Below are 14,613 nucleotides of genomic sequence, written 5' to 3'. Positions count from 1 at the left end.
GTGGTGGGATGGTCAGTGTGATTGTCAGTCCTGCCGCACGATCTCATCAACCCATTCAAGCTCATAAGGCTGGCGAACAACATACGAGATGGAATCGCGCGCCTCTTCACTGAGAACCGCTAGTTCCGCCTCGGTCAGCAAGTCATGCATGACCATCAAGGCCAATCCTCTGATAGCACTGGAACGGGATTGGCTGTTCGCGTCGAAAGCTTGGTACATGTCCTTGTTTCGATCCTGTATTAAGCCGTAGAGCATTCCATAACGCGCATGAGCAGACAGCGCCCCGTGCTGAGCAATCGCCTTTGCATCGGCAAGAACGCCCTGACAAAAACGGTCGAGCGCAATCCTGCACAGCTCCTTGAATTTCTTCCAGTCACTTTCAGCGATCGGCATATCTCCCTCCTGCAAGCCGTTAGGTAGCGCGAAGCTTGATTGTTGTGGAAGAAAACCATCTCCACCAACTCAAAAATCGATTTTTATCCTGAGCCGTTAAGCGGGCACCGTCCGTCCGGTTGGACAGGGTGCAACAGGGAAAACCAAAAAATGCATTTGATTCGCACGAAGAACAACTGTACAAAAACACAGTATATTTTGACCAACACTCTCGAGCCCGGAGAACACCATGGCCTCTCACGCGATGAAAATCACCCTGGAACGTATCGCCCTTTTCCAATTCACCCCGGCCCACTGCGCCCAGGCCCGAGCGATGCTGGGTTGGAGTGTGGAAGAGTTGTCTGAGGAATCCGGGGTGTCAGTGGATGCCATTCAGCGTTTCGAAGCGGAGCGTGAGGTGCTGGATGTCACGCGATTGGCGTTGGCGTATCGGTTTGAGTCGCAGGGGCTGGTGTTCTTCCCGGGGTTTGCGCCGGGGCGTGGGATGAATGTGAAAGGATCGACGCCGAATCCGGTGGGGCGGACGGATTTTGCGATGGTTGAGTGAGGCAATGGGTCATGGGCATCGCCCCCTGTAGGAGCGAGCATGCTCGCGATGAACTTGAGGGCAGTGCGTTCAATCAGGCAGCCCGCGTTATCGTTAACGTCCATCGCGAGCAGGCTCGCTCCTACAGGGTTTGATTGTGCCGGGCGATCACTATGGCTTGAACGCTGGCGTCCGTCGCGCATTGGCCACTTGTTCATAACCGTACGCCAAGGCCAGAAGCCTGGCGTCGCTCCAGCGAGGTCCGAAGAAGAAAACCGATGTGGGCAACCCGTCATCGTCTATTCCGGAAGGCACCATGACGCCGGGGTATCCCGACAGCGGTACGATGTTCATCGCAGCCGAAGCGACGTCTGATACGAGGGCGTCCAGCTGATACGTTGCCAGTAATTGATCGATGGCAGCGGCGTTTTCACTTTTGATTTTCTGCCAAAGCTGATTGTAGGTTTGCTCGTCGAAGACAACTTTGCTGGCCGCTATCAACGTGTCTTGGCCATGATCTTCGGCATTACTGGCATTGAACAGTAAGAGGTCTTCCAGTGTCTGGGCGGGAATTGCGGTTCGTGTTGCAAGGTAACGAGGCAATTCACGTTTGATACCCATGTGAAACGCGTCGTCCACCCGTTCCGAACGTGGATCTTTCAGTTTCACGGGGATCAACGTCGCGCCAGCAGCCTGCATGAGTTCCAGTGCTTTAGAAAACTGGGGATCGATCTGGAGCGGCGAAGCGCTGGTATCAAATTTGGCGGGATAGCCGATACGCTGGCCGACCAGTGCATCCGGTCGCAACATTACTGTGTAGTCCACCCCCGTCAGCGCGCGCGGTTTTTGAACTGGATCGGCGGCATCATCACCCGCCATGGCATTCAACAAGAGTGCCGCGTCGCGAACCGTGCGTGCCATGGGTCCGGGTGTATCGAGTTTGTGAGTAACCGGGATGATTCCGCTACGACTTAACAGACCCACTGTGGGTTTGAGACCCACCACGCCGTTGAAGGACGCCGGGCAGATAATCGAGCCAGCGGTTTCAGTTCCGACGGTCAAGGGAGCAAAACCTGCAGCGGCGGCTGCACCGGAACCTGAACTGGAACCGCAGGGATCGCCGCTCAATACGTGCGGATTTTTGGTCTGCCCACCGCGCCCGCTCCAGCCGCTGGGAATGGCTGGATCACGAAAGTATGCCCATTCACTGAGATTGGTTTTACCGAGAATCACCGCCCCGGCCGCCCTGAGGCGTTGCACGATAAAGGCGTCCTGCGCGGCGGGTTGCCCGACCATGGCGAGTGAGCCGGCACTGGTCTGCATTTCATCGGACGTATCGATATTGTCTTTGAGCAATACCGGGATGCCATGCAAAGGCCCTCGGATGTACCCGCCCTTTCGTTCTCGGTCCATTGCCTCGGCCATGGCCAATGCATCGGGATTGAGTTCGATGATGGCGTTGATCGCCGGGCCTTTTTTGTCCAGCCTGTCGATCCGCTGTAACAAGTGCCGAACCAGCGTTTCAGAACTCAGCTGACCGCGATCCATCCTCTGGTTGATTTCATCGACACTCAAGTACTCCAACCTGTTCTCAGGCGCGGAAGTCTGCGCATTGGCTGCGCTTGCCGCTATCGATAACAGGGCAATCCCGGCCAGCCGCTTCATGCAGCCGTTCAATGTTACGTCCATGTAAAAATCCTTATGACTGATGAGTGAATGATCTCACCCGGTTTCAGCCTACAGAAGCGGCCGAAATTATCCGTCATCACAGATCGCAGCCATTCGTGAGAATGTTCGTCCTGGTTCGTAGTCGCCTCACCCGACGCTTTGTTGGTCCTCATACACCTGCTGTTCAACTGCCAACCACCAGGCCTCACCCCGTTGTGGATACATCAGGTTGAATGCCTCGCCCATCTGCGGCGTGGTAATCGAAACGCTGCGTTCCCAGGCCAGGGCCAGGATGCGGTCGAAAGGTTCGTACCAGGCGTGCATCGACAAATCGAAGGTGCCGTTGTGGATCGGCAGCAGCCAGCGACCTTTGAGGTCGAGGTGGGCTTGCAGGGTTTGTTCGGGTTGCATGTGCACATGCGGCCACTCGACGTTGTAGGCGCCAGTTTCCATGAGGGTGAGGTCGAAGGGGCCGTATTGCTCGCCAATGCGTTTGAAGCCGTCGAAGTAACCGCTGTCGCCGCTAAAGAATATGCGCGTGTCGCCGTCGATCATCACCCACGAGGCCCAAAGGGTGCTGTTGCCATCGAACAGTCCGCGGCCGGAAAAGTGTTGTGACGGTGTGGCGATGAAGCGGATGCCGTCCACTTCGGTGTCCTGCCACCAGTCCAGTTGCCGGATCTTGCTGGCGTCGATGCCCCATTTGATCAGGGTGTCGCCCACGCCCAGCGGGGTGAGGAAGTATTTGGTCTTGTCGGCGAGTTGCAGCACCGCCTGATAATCCAGGTGGTCGTAGTGATCGTGGGACAGGATTACCGCTTCAATCGGCGGCAATTGGTCCAGGCTGATGGGCGGCTGGTGAAACCGCTTGGGGCCGGCCCACTGCACGGGTGAGGCACGTTTGGCGAAGACCGGGTCGGTGATCCAGAATTTGTCGCGCAGCTTGAGCAAAACGGTGGAATGGCCGAGGCGATAGACGCTGTGGTTTGGCGCGGCAATCAGCGCCGCTTGCGTCAGGGCTTGCACTGGGACGGGTGCGCTCGGGCGGGTGTCGCGCGGTTTGTGGAAGATCACGTTCCACAGGATGCGCAAGGTCTTGCGAAAGCCTTCGCGTTTCACCGGCGCATGGTTACGGTATTGCCCTTCTTTCTGACGAGACGCTTGAGGTGTGGCAGCGCTATCCGCCGGGGAAGTTGAATTGGCCATGACTGAATGACTCCAGAAAAACCGCACACTTCACGATTTTCCGCTTTGGGACGATAAATGGCCAAGGCACGCACGCATTAGCCGCAAACTTTAATTTTCACTGCACAGGATTAACAAAACATTACACTGCACAGTGTAGTTTCTAGGTTGCAACAAAGCCGATCACAAGTAAACTGCCGAGTGTAATTTTTAAACAGTCCTCTGCCGAAGCGTATTTATGACAGCTCCCCTGCGCCTGACCGACCGAAAACGCGAAGCCATCATTCAGGCGGCGATTGCCGAATTCCGTGCCAACGGTTTCGAAATCACCAGCATGGACAAAATCGCTGCCACTGCTGGCGTGTCCAAGCGCACGGTGTACAACCATTTCCCCAGCAAGGAAGAGTTGTTCGCCGAGATCCTCAATCAATTATGGGCGCGGGTAACGGCGGAGCAGGAAACGCCCTATCGCCCCGATCTGCCGCTGCGCGACCAGTTGCGCCCTTTGTTGCAGGCAAAACTGCAGATGCTCGGCGATGACAATTTTTTAGACCTGGCACGGGTGGCGATTGCGACCACCATCCATTCCCCTGAACGCGCACAGAACATGGTCGCCCGCATGGGTGAGCACGAAGAAGGCCTGACCGTGTGGATTCGCGCCGCCCAGGCCGATGGCCGTTTGAAAGCGGTCGCTCCTGACTTTGCCGCGCAACAGCTCCAGGGGCTGCTCAAATCCTTCGCATTCTGGCCACAGATTTCCATGGGGCAGCCGGTCTTGTCACCTGAAATGCAAGGCACCGTGGCTGAGTCGGCACTGGACATGTTTTTGGCCTGCTACCAAGTGCAATAAATGACATTTTCGACCAAGTATTCCCACTGTCCGTAGCTCCAAATCACACTGCGCAATGTGTTTCAGAATGAAACTGTGGCTGGGGCTATAGTGAGCCTCAGTCCCAGCGCCATTCAGAGAACACCATGACCAGCACGACCAGCGAAACCAAAACCACCGCCGCCGTTGATCACCTGCGCTTTCATCGTCCTCATGCCCACCTTGCCCCCACCTTCGGCAACGACAAATTTGCCCTGCGCGCCGAAGCCTTTGCGCGGTTCTTCGGCACGCCGACCTTTCTCGGTGCGCAAACGCTGATCGTGGTGATATGGGTGTGCCTTAACCTGTTCGGTTTCACCCACTTCGACGTCTACCCGTTCATTCTTCTAAACCTGGCATTCAGTCTGCAGTCGGCCTATGCCGCGCCTTTGATTCTGCTGGCCCAAACCCGTCAGGCGGCGCGGGACAAAGCCCAATCCGAAGCCGATGCGCAGCACCGCGAAGCGCTGGCGATCGCCAACAGTGAACGTCAGGCGCAAGCGGCGCAGAACACTGGGCAACTGCTGGAGCTGCTTGAGCAAAACACCCGCCTGACACAAATGACCAAGGAGCTGACCGAGCGCATCGAAAGCCTGACCTCAGAGATGCATCAGCATTTCGTGCGCAAGGATCAGCCGAAGGACTGAACGGTCTCACGGCAATTTCAGCGCGCGTCCCAACTCGTCAAACAGCGTGACCACCGAGCGCAAGGCGCGGCAATCCGGGCGGGTCAGCAGCCATAGCGCAGTGTCGTAACCGTGCAACGGCTCACCCAACGGTTGCAATTGATCACCGATCAAAAAGTCCGGCAACGCTGCCACGCCCAACCCGGCGCGCACCAGTTCGCTGATCGACAGCATGCTGTTGCAGCGATAACCCGGCATCACACCTGGCAACGCCAGACGGCGCCAGGCCACCGTCGGGTGATCAGGCAGGAAGTCATCCGGGGCGATCCAGGTCAATGCGGCCAAGTCCTCGGCATCGACCGATTGCAAATAACCCGCACTGGCGCACACACGGTAAGAAATGTCCGCCAGGCGTCGACCCACCAAATGTTCCGGCGGCGTGCGGGTCAGCCGCAGAGCGATGTCGGCATCGCGGCGACTGAGATTGGCAAAGTCGTTGGACGTGCTCAGTTCGATGGTCAGCGCCGGATAGTTCGGCATGAACTGCGCCAGCGCCGGCAACAGCAAACCTTGCAGGACCGAATCGGTGCAGGTCAGGCGTACGGTACCGCTGATGACTTCCCCGCCCTGCTCCACGCCGATGCGCGCCGCTTCCAATGCCTGTTCGGCCCGCTCCGCCTGCTCGGCCAACGACTGCGCCAACGTGGTGGGCAGGTATCCGGCGCGGCTTTTTTCAAACAACTGCTGGCCCAGCGCGGCTTCCAGTCGACGCACGGCTCGAAACACCGTCGAGACGTCCACTTTCATCAGCTGCGAGGCCCGGGCCAGAGAGCCGCCGCGTACCAAAGCCAGGATCAGAGCCAGGTCCGGGTAGTCCAGTCGATAGTGCGTCGCTGCATTGATCACTTGGAGTAATGCCAATATTGAGTGCGTGAACGCCAATCTATAGTGGGCGTCGAGAATCAACAAGCGCAGAGGTCACTCATGGAAAACCCCGTCATTCGCATCGCCCTCATCGGCGATTACGACCCGCAAGTCACCGCCCACCAGGCGATCCCGCTGGCCCTCGACATGGCCGCCGAGCACAGCGGCCGAAACGTGCAAGGGCAATGGTTGGCCACTGACAGCATCAGCGCCAACATGCCGCTCGATGCATACGACGGTTTCTGGTGTGTGCCCGCCAGCCCTTATCGCAGCATGGACGGTGCTTTGCATGCGATTCGCTTTGCCCGCGAACAACAACGACCTTTCCTGGGCACCTGCGGCGGTTTTCAACACGCGCTGCTGGAATATGCGCGCAACGTGCTCGGCTGGCCGGATGCCGAGCACGGCGAGACATCACCTCACTCCGCCCGGGCATTGCTCACGCCACTGGCGTGTTCGCTGGTGGAGGTCGTCGATTCGATTCATTTGCTTGAAGGTTCGTTGATCGCCAAGGCGTATGAAACGTCCGAGATTCGTGAAGGCTATCGCTGCAACTACGGTGTGAATCCCGAATTCGAAAGGGAGCTGCTCCAGAACGATCTGCACTGTGTCGGCCGAGATTTGGCGCAAGGCTTGCGCGCACTGGAACTCAAAGGTCATCCATTTTTTGTTGCCACGCTGTTCCAGCCCGAACGCGCTGCGCTCAAGGGCACCCTGCCGCCACTGGTGCGTGCACTGGTCGAAGCGTGCGCGGAGCAGCGGTCATGATCGCCAATACGCCGCCCGCGCCGTATTACGCAGTGATCTTCACCTCGCTGCGCACTGACGGTGACCAGGGGTACGCCGAAGCAGCCACGCGGATGGTGGAGTTGGCGCGCGAACAACCGGGGTTCCTCGGCGTGGAGTCGGCGCGGGGCGATGATGGGGTGGGGATTACTGTGTCGTATTGGGCGAGTGAGGCGGCGATTCTGGCGTGGAAGCATCATCCTGAGCACAGTGAGATTCGTGAGCGGGGGCGGTCGACGTGGTATGCGCAGTGTCATACGCGGGTGTGCAAGGTTGAGCGGGCGTATGAGTTCAAGCTGTAGTTGATGTGGTGTTGTTCCGGACCTCTTCGCGGGCAAGCCTCGCTCCTACGGGTTTGAGTCGATCATAAAATATGTGTACGACATCAAACCTGTAGGAGCGAGGCTTGCCCGCGAAGGGGCCAGAACAGTCAGCCCAAAACCATCAGCCCCGCACCAAACTCCGCACCGCCGATATCTCCGGCACATCCCGCCGATTCATGTACACCCGCAAGGGTTCGGTGATGTTGATCCGCTCGTCGATGTTCTGATCCAGCAGTAACCGAATCAAGTCGCGCTTGAGGGTCATGGTTTGCTCGGGGCCAGGCACCCAGACGAATTCGCTGACCGGGATGATGCCGTCGTCGGCAACGTCCATACCAAAGGAATCTTCGCTGAAGCGGACGATGTAGCGGCCGGTCTTGCGATTGAGGCCGACGAAGCCTTGGAGCTGGTCGGCAGCCTGGCAAATGAGTTGGGAAGTGATGCGCATGGTAAACCTCACAAAACGTGATCGATGGTTTACACGCAGGGCCAACGAATGGTTTTCCCTCTGCCGGGGTAATTGCCGGGGCCAAGCGTACTGCAAACAAGCGCACAAAAGCGCTGACGAAAATCAGCTTTAAACCCTTTATGTCGGTCTCGCGATAGCGCCGGCAACACTCAGTTGTTAAAAGGGACGTCTTTGAAAACCATCGCGAAAGGATCTCGACCATGCCTGCCACCTTTACCAAAAGTGCCTTGTTGCTCAGCGTCCTGCTCGGCTTTGGCCAAGCGCAAGCCGTCAGCGAGACTGGTCCCGAGGCGCTGGCGACCGGATTGGGCATCCCGCACCCGGCAGTGATCGCCCACCGTGGCGCGTCCTTCGATGCACCGGAATCCACCGCCGCCGCGTATAAACTGGCGCGCGACCTCGGTGCCGACTACCTGGAAATGGACTTGCAACGCAGCAAGGATGGCGTGCTGTTCGCCCTTCACGATAACAACCTGCAACGCACCACCGACGTCGCCAGCAAATTCCCTGAGCGCAAGGACAGCCCGGCTACCGCGTTCACCATGGCCGAATTGAAAACCCTGGATGCCGGGAGCTGGTTCAACAGCGCTTACCCGGATCGCGCGCGTCCTTCCTACGCGGGCCTGAAAATTCTGACCCTCGATGAAATCATCGACATCGCCCAAGGCAACCCGCTGCACAAGCCGGGCCTGTACATCGAGACCAAGGAGGCGAAGCAATTTCCCGGCATCGAGCATGACCTCAAGGAAAAACTTCAGGACCGTGGCTGGCTGAGCCCGGCAGATTCGAAACAGTCGAAAAGCGAGTTGGCGGTCGGTCAAGGGCCAGGCAAGGTGATCCTGCAAACCTTCGAGAAGAGCAGCCTCGAACTGCTGGAAAAGGAAATGCCGCAGGTGCCGAAAATCCTGTTGCTGTGGGTTGGCGAAGGCAATATCGAGCCTGATTCGAAGGTCACGTTTGCTGAGTCTGGCGAGAAGGACAAAGCCGCTTACTACGCTAAACAGCAACCCAAGGACAAAGCCGAATTCCAGCGCTGGGTCGACTACGCCAAGGCCCAGGGCGCAATCGGCACCGGCCCGTCCGCCGCGCTGACCCGGGGTGGTGATCAGAGTTATGCGGATCTGGTGCAACCGTGGATGAATCAGTACACCCATGACCAGGGTCTGCTGGTGCATGTCTATACCCTCGATGATGCGGTGGATTATCAGAAGGTCATGGATGCGGGGGTTGATGGTGTTTTCACCAACCGTGCCAGCGAATTGTTGAAGTTCTACAAGCGCCCGGCGGTGGCGAGTGTCGATCAGGTGTTGAAGAATAACGGGTATTGATCACCTTCTGTAGGAGCGAGCTTGCTCGCGATGGTCGTCAACGATGACGCGGGAAGCCTGACACCCCGTAGTGCTCTCAGGTCCATCGCGAGCAGGCTCGCTCCTACAGTGACAGAGGCAAGGGAATTTAAGGCTGAATTAAGTTGCCACCACTAATCTGATCCCACTTAAACAGCTCTCCCAAGGAAGCCCATGAAGACTTTGACTGCCCTGTTCGCCGCTGCAACCCTGACCCTCACAGCAGGTTTGGCCCAGGCCGATGTGCCCGTCGACCAGATCCCGCAACTGGTCAAGGATGGCAAGATCAAGCCGCTGGAAGAGCTAAACCAGATCGTGCTGAAGCTGCACCCAGGCGCCACGATCACCGACAGCGACCTGGACAACCACCACTCGGGTAGTCTCTACGAGTATGAAGTCGAGTTGCGTGACGCCCAAGGCGTTGAATGGGACGTGGATTTGAATGCCGCCACCGGTGAAGTCCTGAAAAACAAAAAAGACCACTGATGCGCACAGCAAAAAGCCGCACGATTTTCCGATCGTGCGGTTTTTTTGCGTCTGAACGATTGATCAGGCTGTAGTGCTGACCAGCGTCCCCGAGGTGCTGGAAGAGGAATCCGTCAGCGCCTGCAACAACGCCGCGGCTGCGCTCTGCAACGAAGCCGAAGTCGCTGCGATCTGCGACTGGGCCGCCTGCTGTTGCCGCCGTTTTCATCAGGCGCTCAAGCGCGCCGTGACCTCGTTCAACTCCCCTGACAAGCCGTGCAAGTTGTTGCTCGCCGCTTCGGTGCGCTGCACGTTATCCATATTGGTACTGGCAATGCTGGTGATCTCGGTGAGGTTGCGCGAGATGTCTTCGGCCACCGAAGTCTGTTCTTCGGCGGCGGTGGCGATCTGGCGGTTCATGTCGCGAATGGCCTCCACGGCCAGGGTGATGCGTTCGAGCATGGCGCCAGCCTCGGTCACTTGCTGGACACTTTCTTCGCTGCGCGACTGACCGCTTTCAATCGCCTGCGCTGCATTCACCGCGCCGGTCTGTACGGTCTGGATAATCTGGTTGATCTCGATGATCGATGCGGCCGTGCGCTGGGCCAGGCTGCGCACTTCATCGGCCACCACCGCAAAACCGCGTCCCGCTTCACCGGCGCGGGCCGCTTCGATGGCGGCGTTGAGCGCCAGCAGGTTGGTCTGTTCGGCGATGCCGCGGATCACTTCCAGCACTTTGCCGATGCGGCCGCTGTCGGTTTCCAGCTGACGGATGACCGTGGCGGTGTTAGCGATTTCGCCGCGCATTTGGGTGATGGTGTGAATGGTGCCCTGCATGACTTTTTCGCCCTGCTGCGCCGACTGATCAGCATCATCGGCGGCACGCGCCGCATCGGCCGCATGACGGGCGACTTCCTGGGCAGTGGCGGACATTTCGTTCATCGCCGTGGCCACCTGATCGGTTCGGTTGAACTGCTCGCTGGTGCCGGACGCCATCAGGGTCGCAATCGAATTCAACTCGCCGCTGGCGCTGTCCAGATCCGAGGCGCTGCGCTGCAAACGGTTGAAGGTTTCGGCGAGGAAATCGCGCAGGGTGTTGGCAGCCATCGCCAGTTTTCCCAGTTCATCCTGACGGGTACTGGCTACGCGTTCGGCAAATTTGCCCTGGCTGAGTTGCGCCACGTATTCGATCAGTTTGCGAATCGGCTCGACCAGATTGCGATTGACCAGCCACAGGCTCAGCAGGCCAATCAACAGCCCCGAGGCCAACATCACGATGATTCCCAGCAGCACGGTACGGTCGGCACTGGCGCTGATCAGCTTCGATTGTTCAGCGCCCTGCTTGCGCAACTCGCTGACCAATTCACTCATCTGATCGCTGGTCGCACGGTCAACGCCTTTGACCGCGGTGTCGCCCGCCGTCGGATCGGCGCCAGCCGCCACGTAGGCATCACGGCCCTTCTGGTAAGCGGCGCCCAGCAAGCGATGTTCATCGCGCAGACGTTCGATGCGGGTCTTGAGTTGCGGCTCTATGCCTTTCTGCCCGGCCAGTTCACCGAGGATGCCCTGCACATCGCGCTGGCGGTCTTCGAATTGCTTCCAGTATTTGTCCAGGTCCGCCGGTTGCTTGCCGCGCAACAAAACGTTTTTCCACTCTTGCACCTGCACCTTGAATTGCAGGTTGGCTTCATCGATCAATTGCGAAGTGTGCAACGGCCCTTCGATCAGGTTGGCGTAGCTCTGCACGCCGCTGGAGAGAAAGTGAAAACAGGCCAGGGCGATCAACAGCATCGCGAACAGGCTGCCGCTCAACAGGGCGAGAATTTGCGCTCTCAGGGACTTTTGCAAAAACATCGGAAGATACTCATGGCAGGAATGAGACACGCCCGGTGAAGGCGTGAAAAGTGTCCGGACATCCCTGTCTGCGGCGTTGGCTTTTGGCCGAAGGCGCGCAACTTAGCTAAAGCTTGATCGGCGGGCCAGAGCGGTTCTTGAGGCGAATCCGACCATCGGTATAGCAATCTTGTGCGTTCACTTTATCGTCACAAAAACGTCATGACGTCTTGCGATGATGCGGCTCATCTGAACCTGTAAAACCCGCGACAGGCGCCTTCCCTTGCGAGCCCTCATGAACCACAGCATCGATCAAAGCCATCGCGACACGGATCTGTTCGGCCTGCTTTACGGTTTCAGTTTTCGTCCCGGCGAGCGCGGACGTGAGATCGATTCGGCCAGGGCATTGCAATGCCTGCAACAGCCGCAAGACAGCGACGAATTTCTCTGGCTGCACCTGAACCTCGCACATGCGGCGTGCGAGCGCTGGATGAAAAGCCATCTGGAATTGCCCGACGAGTTTTTCGAAGCCTTGCACGAAGGTTCGCGGTCGACGCGCATCGAGCATGTCGATTCGGCGTTGCTGGCAGTGGTCAACGATGTGGTGTTCAACCTCAGCAGCATGGTGTCGTCAGATGTCTCGACGCTGTGGGTTTGCGTGCGCAGCCGGCTGATCATCAGTGCGCGCCTGCAACCGCTGCACTCCGTGGACAAGTTGCGCTCCTCGGTGAAGGCTGGCGAGCGCTTTCGTTCGCCGCTGGAATTGCTGGTGCATCTGCTGCGCGATCAGGGTGAAGTGCTGACCCAGATCGTGCGCAAGACCAGCCTGAGCGTGGATCAGATCGAAGACGAATTGCTCTCCTCGCGCCTGTCCACCAACCGCGCCGAACTGGGCGCCAATCGCCGAGTACTGGTTCGCCTGCAACGTCTGCTGGCGCTGGAGCCGGGCTCACTGCTGCGGCTGCTCAACCGCCCGCCGCCATGGCTGCAAAAGGAAGACGTCAAGGAGCTGCGTAAATCCACCGAGGAGTTCGCATTGATCATCAACGACCTGACGGCGCTGGGTGAACGCATCAAGCTGTTGCAGGAGGAAATCGCCGCCAACCTCAACGAACAGAGCAACCGCACGTTGTTTACCCTGACCGTGGTCACTGTGCTGGCGCTGCCGATCAACATCATCGCCGGTTTTTTCGGCATGAACGTTGGTGGGGTGCCGCTTTCCCAGGATCCGGAGGGGTTCTGGATTCTGGTGGCGCTAGTGGCGACGTTCACCGTGATTGCCGGGCGTTGGGCGTTTCGTAAACGGCGGGATTATTGACGCCCCTTCACCGATCGTTCCCATGCTCCGCGTGGGAATGCCGCCCTGGACGCTCCGCGTCCGCTCTGGATCTGTGACGCAGAGCGTCACGGGATGCATTCCCACGCAGAGCGTGGGAACGATCATTCTTCTGGGCATCCGGATCAACGGATAAGTAAACAACCCAAACCCTGACCCAACGCAGCCTACCTGTAACATTTCGCAATGATCATGACGGATACTCCATCCCGACTCAGGATTGTCCGTTATGGCTACTCCTTCCTTCTCCACCGCCCCGGCACCCACCAGTAGCGGCAAACCGCAGTTCGACAAAAAACCCGGCCTGCTCACCTTCGTGATTTTTTTCGCGGTGCTGGCCATGGGGCTGTTGTTTACTGCCTACAGCCTGATGCACGACATGAGCGAACTCGGCACTGTGGTGACCACCTGGACGCCATTTCTGCTGTTGGGCGTGGCGCTGGTGATCGCCCTGGGCTTCGAGTTCGTCAACGGTTTCCATGACACGGCCAACGCCGTGGCCACGGTGATTTACACCCACTCGCTGCCGCCGAATTTCGCGGTGGTCTGGTCCGGGTTCTTCAACTTCCTCGGCGTGCTGCTGTCCAGCGGCGCGGTGGCGTTCGGCATCATCGCGTTGCTGCCGGTGGAGCTGATTCTGCAAGTTGGCTCTTCCGCCGGTTTCGCGATGATTTTCGCCCTGCTGATCGCCGCGATCCTGTGGAACCTCGGCACCTGGTGGCTGGGTCTGCCGGCGTCGTCGTCGCACACGCTGATCGGTTCAATCATCGGCGTCGGCGTGGCCAACGCGCTGATGCACGGGCGTGACGGCACCAGCGGTGTGGACTGGGCGCAAGCGACCAAGATCGGTTACGCGTTGCTGCTGTCGCCCTTGGTCGGCTTCGGTTGCGCGGCGCTGTTGTTACTGGCGCTGCGCGCCTTCGTCAAGAACCGTGCGCTGTACAAGGAACCAAAGGGCAACACACCGCCGCCGTGGTGGATTCGCGGACTGTTGATCCTGACCTGCACCGGCGTGTCGTTCGCCCACGGTTCCAACGATGGCCAGAAAGGCATGGGCCTGATCATGTTGATTCTGGTCGGTACACTGCCAATGGCGTATGCGCTGAACCGCACCATGCCCGCCGATCAGGCGCTGCAGTTCGCCGCTGTAGCTGAAGTCACCCAGCAAGCGCTGGTGAAAAGCGCCCCCCTGCCAGCCCCCGCCGATCCGCGTCCGGTATTGTCCGAGTACGTGCGCAGCAAGGAAGCGACACCGCAACTGGTACCAGCGCTCGCCGCGTTGACTGGCAGCATCGGTGCTCAGGTCAAGAGTTACGGCTCGCTGTCCAAGGTGCCGGCCGAGGCCGTGGGCAACGTGCGTAACGATATGTACCTGACCAGCGAAACCATTCGCCTGATGGACAAGAACAAGGTCGGTAACTTCGACCCTGACACCAGCGGCAAGCTGCAACTGTTCAAGCAACAGATCGACAGTTCCACGCGGTTCATTCCGCTGTGGGTGAAGATCGCGGTGGCCATCGCTCTGGGCCTTGGCACCATGGTCGGCTGGAAGCGCATCGTGGTGACGGTCGGTGAAAAAATCGGCAAGACCCACCTGACTTACGCCCAGGGTGCCTCGGCGGAAACGGTGGCCATGCTGACCATCGGCGCCGCCGATATGTTCGGTTTGCCGGTATCGACTACCCACGTGCTGTCTTCGGGCGTGGCCGGGACCATGGTCGCCAACGGCGGCGGCTTGCAGATGAAGACCATCCGCAACCTGCTGATGGCCTGGGTCCTGACCTTGCCTGCGGCGATCCTGTTGTCGGGAAGTTTGTATTGGTTGTTCACCCAAATTTTCTAAACACCATATGGCCTGTAGGAGC

The 14,613-nt window shown here is 58.7% G+C and carries 15 protein-coding genes; 9 read left to right on the top strand and 6 right to left on the bottom strand.

All coding sequences use genetic code 11. From position 1 onward, the window contains the following. Nucleotides 1-24: 24 nt before the first annotated feature. Complete coding sequence (locus CES87_RS07500; RefSeq protein WP_128605626.1) at nt 25-393, bottom strand: hypothetical protein; 369 nt, start codon at nt 391-393, stop codon at nt 25-27. Between the two features lie 229 nt (nt 394-622). Here CES87_RS07500 and CES87_RS07495 point away from each other — a divergent pair, with 229 nt between their 5' ends. Next, nucleotides 623-940 carry a helix-turn-helix transcriptional regulator gene (locus tag CES87_RS07495; RefSeq protein WP_128605625.1) on the top strand — a complete coding sequence of 106 codons (318 nt, stop codon included), beginning with the start codon at nt 623-625 and terminating at the stop codon, nt 938-940. 150 nt (nt 941-1,090) lie between these two features. On the opposite strand, the gene CES87_RS07490 is transcribed toward CES87_RS07495, so the two are convergent. Together CES87_RS07490 and CES87_RS07485 are read right to left on the bottom strand one after the other, a co-directional pair. After that, a complete protein-coding gene (locus CES87_RS07490; RefSeq protein ID WP_128605624.1) occupies nt 1,091-2,608 on the bottom strand; it encodes an amidase family protein in 1,518 nt (505 codons plus the stop codon). Nucleotides 2,609-2,734: 126 nt separating this feature from the next. After that, a complete protein-coding gene (locus CES87_RS07485) occupies nt 2,735-3,793 on the bottom strand; it encodes an MBL fold metallo-hydrolase (protein WP_128605623.1) in 1,059 nt (352 codons plus the stop codon). A gap of 217 nt (nt 3,794-4,010) precedes the next feature. Here CES87_RS07485 and CES87_RS07480 point away from each other — a divergent pair, with 217 nt between their 5' ends. Both CES87_RS07480 and CES87_RS07475 read left to right on the top strand, forming a co-directional pair. Continuing rightward, complete coding sequence (locus CES87_RS07480; RefSeq protein ID WP_128605622.1) at nt 4,011-4,622, top strand: TetR/AcrR family transcriptional regulator; 612 nt, start codon at nt 4,011-4,013, stop codon at nt 4,620-4,622. A 125-nt stretch (nt 4,623-4,747) separates the two neighbouring features. After that, nucleotides 4,748-5,287 carry a DUF1003 domain-containing protein gene (locus CES87_RS07475; RefSeq protein WP_128605621.1) on the top strand — a complete coding sequence of 180 codons (540 nt, stop codon included), beginning with the start codon at nt 4,748-4,750 and terminating at the stop codon, nt 5,285-5,287. 6 nt (nt 5,288-5,293) lie between these two features. Here CES87_RS07475 and CES87_RS07470 read toward each other — a convergent pair whose 3' ends face one another. Further along, nucleotides 5,294-6,235 carry a LysR family transcriptional regulator gene (locus tag CES87_RS07470; RefSeq protein ID WP_128605620.1) on the bottom strand — a complete coding sequence of 314 codons (942 nt, stop codon included), beginning with the start codon at nt 6,233-6,235 and terminating at the stop codon, nt 5,294-5,296. Nucleotides 6,236-6,250: 15 nt separating this feature from the next. Here CES87_RS07470 and CES87_RS07465 point away from each other — a divergent pair, with 15 nt between their 5' ends. Next, nucleotides 6,251-6,958 carry a CTP synthase gene (locus CES87_RS07465; protein WP_128605619.1) on the top strand — a complete coding sequence of 236 codons (708 nt, stop codon included), beginning with the start codon at nt 6,251-6,253 and terminating at the stop codon, nt 6,956-6,958. Further along, nucleotides 6,955-7,278: an antibiotic biosynthesis monooxygenase gene (locus CES87_RS07460; RefSeq protein WP_128605793.1), complete on the top strand. Its 324-nt coding sequence runs from the start codon at nt 6,955-6,957 to the stop codon at nt 7,276-7,278. Before CES87_RS07465 ends, CES87_RS07460 begins: the two co-directional genes overlap by 4 nt. 142 nt (nt 7,279-7,420) lie before the next feature. On the opposite strand, the gene CES87_RS07455 is transcribed toward CES87_RS07460, so the two are convergent. Beyond that, entirely contained in the window at nt 7,421-7,747 is a 327-nt protein-coding gene (locus tag CES87_RS07455) for a DUF2025 family protein (RefSeq protein WP_128605618.1), read from the bottom strand. Between the two features lie 221 nt (nt 7,748-7,968). Between CES87_RS07455 and CES87_RS07450 the strand changes: the two genes are divergently transcribed. Both CES87_RS07450 and CES87_RS07445 read left to right on the top strand, forming a co-directional pair. Next, complete coding sequence (locus tag CES87_RS07450; RefSeq protein WP_128605617.1) at nt 7,969-9,096, top strand: glycerophosphodiester phosphodiesterase; 1,128 nt, start codon at nt 7,969-7,971, stop codon at nt 9,094-9,096. A 192-nt stretch (nt 9,097-9,288) separates the two neighbouring features. Further along, nucleotides 9,289-9,600, top strand: a complete 312-nt coding sequence (locus CES87_RS07445; protein ID WP_128605616.1) for a PepSY domain-containing protein — start codon at nt 9,289-9,291, stop codon at nt 9,598-9,600. A 207-nt stretch (nt 9,601-9,807) separates the two neighbouring features. Here the strand turns inward: CES87_RS07445 and CES87_RS07440 are convergent, their stop codons facing one another. Then, on the bottom strand, nt 9,808-11,433 hold the full coding sequence (locus CES87_RS07440; RefSeq protein WP_128605615.1) for a methyl-accepting chemotaxis protein: 1,626 nt from the start codon (nt 11,431-11,433) through the stop codon (nt 9,808-9,810). 274 nt (nt 11,434-11,707) lie between these two features. Here CES87_RS07440 and CES87_RS07435 point away from each other — a divergent pair, with 274 nt between their 5' ends. Both CES87_RS07435 and CES87_RS07430 read left to right on the top strand, forming a co-directional pair. Further along, the gene (locus CES87_RS07435) at nt 11,708-12,730 is read left to right on the top strand and encodes a transporter (RefSeq protein WP_128605614.1); all 1,023 of its coding nucleotides are present in this window, start codon (nt 11,708-11,710) and stop codon (nt 12,728-12,730) included. A 247-nt stretch (nt 12,731-12,977) separates the two neighbouring features. Next, nucleotides 12,978-14,591: an inorganic phosphate transporter gene (locus CES87_RS07430; RefSeq protein WP_128605613.1), complete on the top strand. Its 1,614-nt coding sequence runs from the start codon at nt 12,978-12,980 to the stop codon at nt 14,589-14,591. The last annotated feature ends 22 nt before the right edge of the window (nt 14,592-14,613 follow it).

Source organism: Pseudomonas sp. ERMR1:02 (genome assembly GCF_002277815.1).
GTDB lineage: Bacteria > Pseudomonadota > Gammaproteobacteria > Pseudomonadales > Pseudomonadaceae > Aquipseudomonas.
Note: the sequence above shows the minus strand (reverse complement) of the source record. Positions and strands in the feature narration are given on the sequence as shown.

Coding starts and splice junctions, on each gene's coding strand:
- CES87_RS07500 (WP_128605626.1), bottom strand. CDS start 393: ATGCCGATCGCTGAAAGTGACTGGAAGAAATTCAAGGAGCTGTGCAGG.
- CES87_RS07495 (WP_128605625.1), top strand. CDS start 623: ATGGCCTCTCACGCGATGAAAATCACCCTGGAACGTATCGCCCTTTTC.
- CES87_RS07490 (WP_128605624.1), bottom strand. CDS start 2,608: ATGGACGTAACATTGAACGGCTGCATGAAGCGGCTGGCCGGGATTGCC.
- CES87_RS07485 (WP_128605623.1), bottom strand. CDS start 3,793: ATGGCCAATTCAACTTCCCCGGCGGATAGCGCTGCCACACCTCAAGCG.
- CES87_RS07480 (WP_128605622.1), top strand. CDS start 4,011: ATGACAGCTCCCCTGCGCCTGACCGACCGAAAACGCGAAGCCATCATT.
- CES87_RS07475 (WP_128605621.1), top strand. CDS start 4,748: ATGACCAGCACGACCAGCGAAACCAAAACCACCGCCGCCGTTGATCAC.
- CES87_RS07465 (WP_128605619.1), top strand. CDS start 6,251: ATGGAAAACCCCGTCATTCGCATCGCCCTCATCGGCGATTACGACCCG.
- CES87_RS07460 (WP_128605793.1), top strand. CDS start 6,955: ATGATCGCCAATACGCCGCCCGCGCCGTATTACGCAGTGATCTTCACC.
- CES87_RS07455 (WP_128605618.1), bottom strand. CDS start 7,747: ATGCGCATCACTTCCCAACTCATTTGCCAGGCTGCCGACCAGCTCCAA.
- CES87_RS07450 (WP_128605617.1), top strand. CDS start 7,969: ATGCCTGCCACCTTTACCAAAAGTGCCTTGTTGCTCAGCGTCCTGCTC.
- CES87_RS07445 (WP_128605616.1), top strand. CDS start 9,289: ATGAAGACTTTGACTGCCCTGTTCGCCGCTGCAACCCTGACCCTCACA.
- CES87_RS07440 (WP_128605615.1), bottom strand. CDS start 11,433: ATGTTTTTGCAAAAGTCCCTGAGAGCGCAAATTCTCGCCCTGTTGAGC.
- CES87_RS07435 (WP_128605614.1), top strand. CDS start 11,708: ATGAACCACAGCATCGATCAAAGCCATCGCGACACGGATCTGTTCGGC.
- CES87_RS07430 (WP_128605613.1), top strand. CDS start 12,978: ATGGCTACTCCTTCCTTCTCCACCGCCCCGGCACCCACCAGTAGCGGC.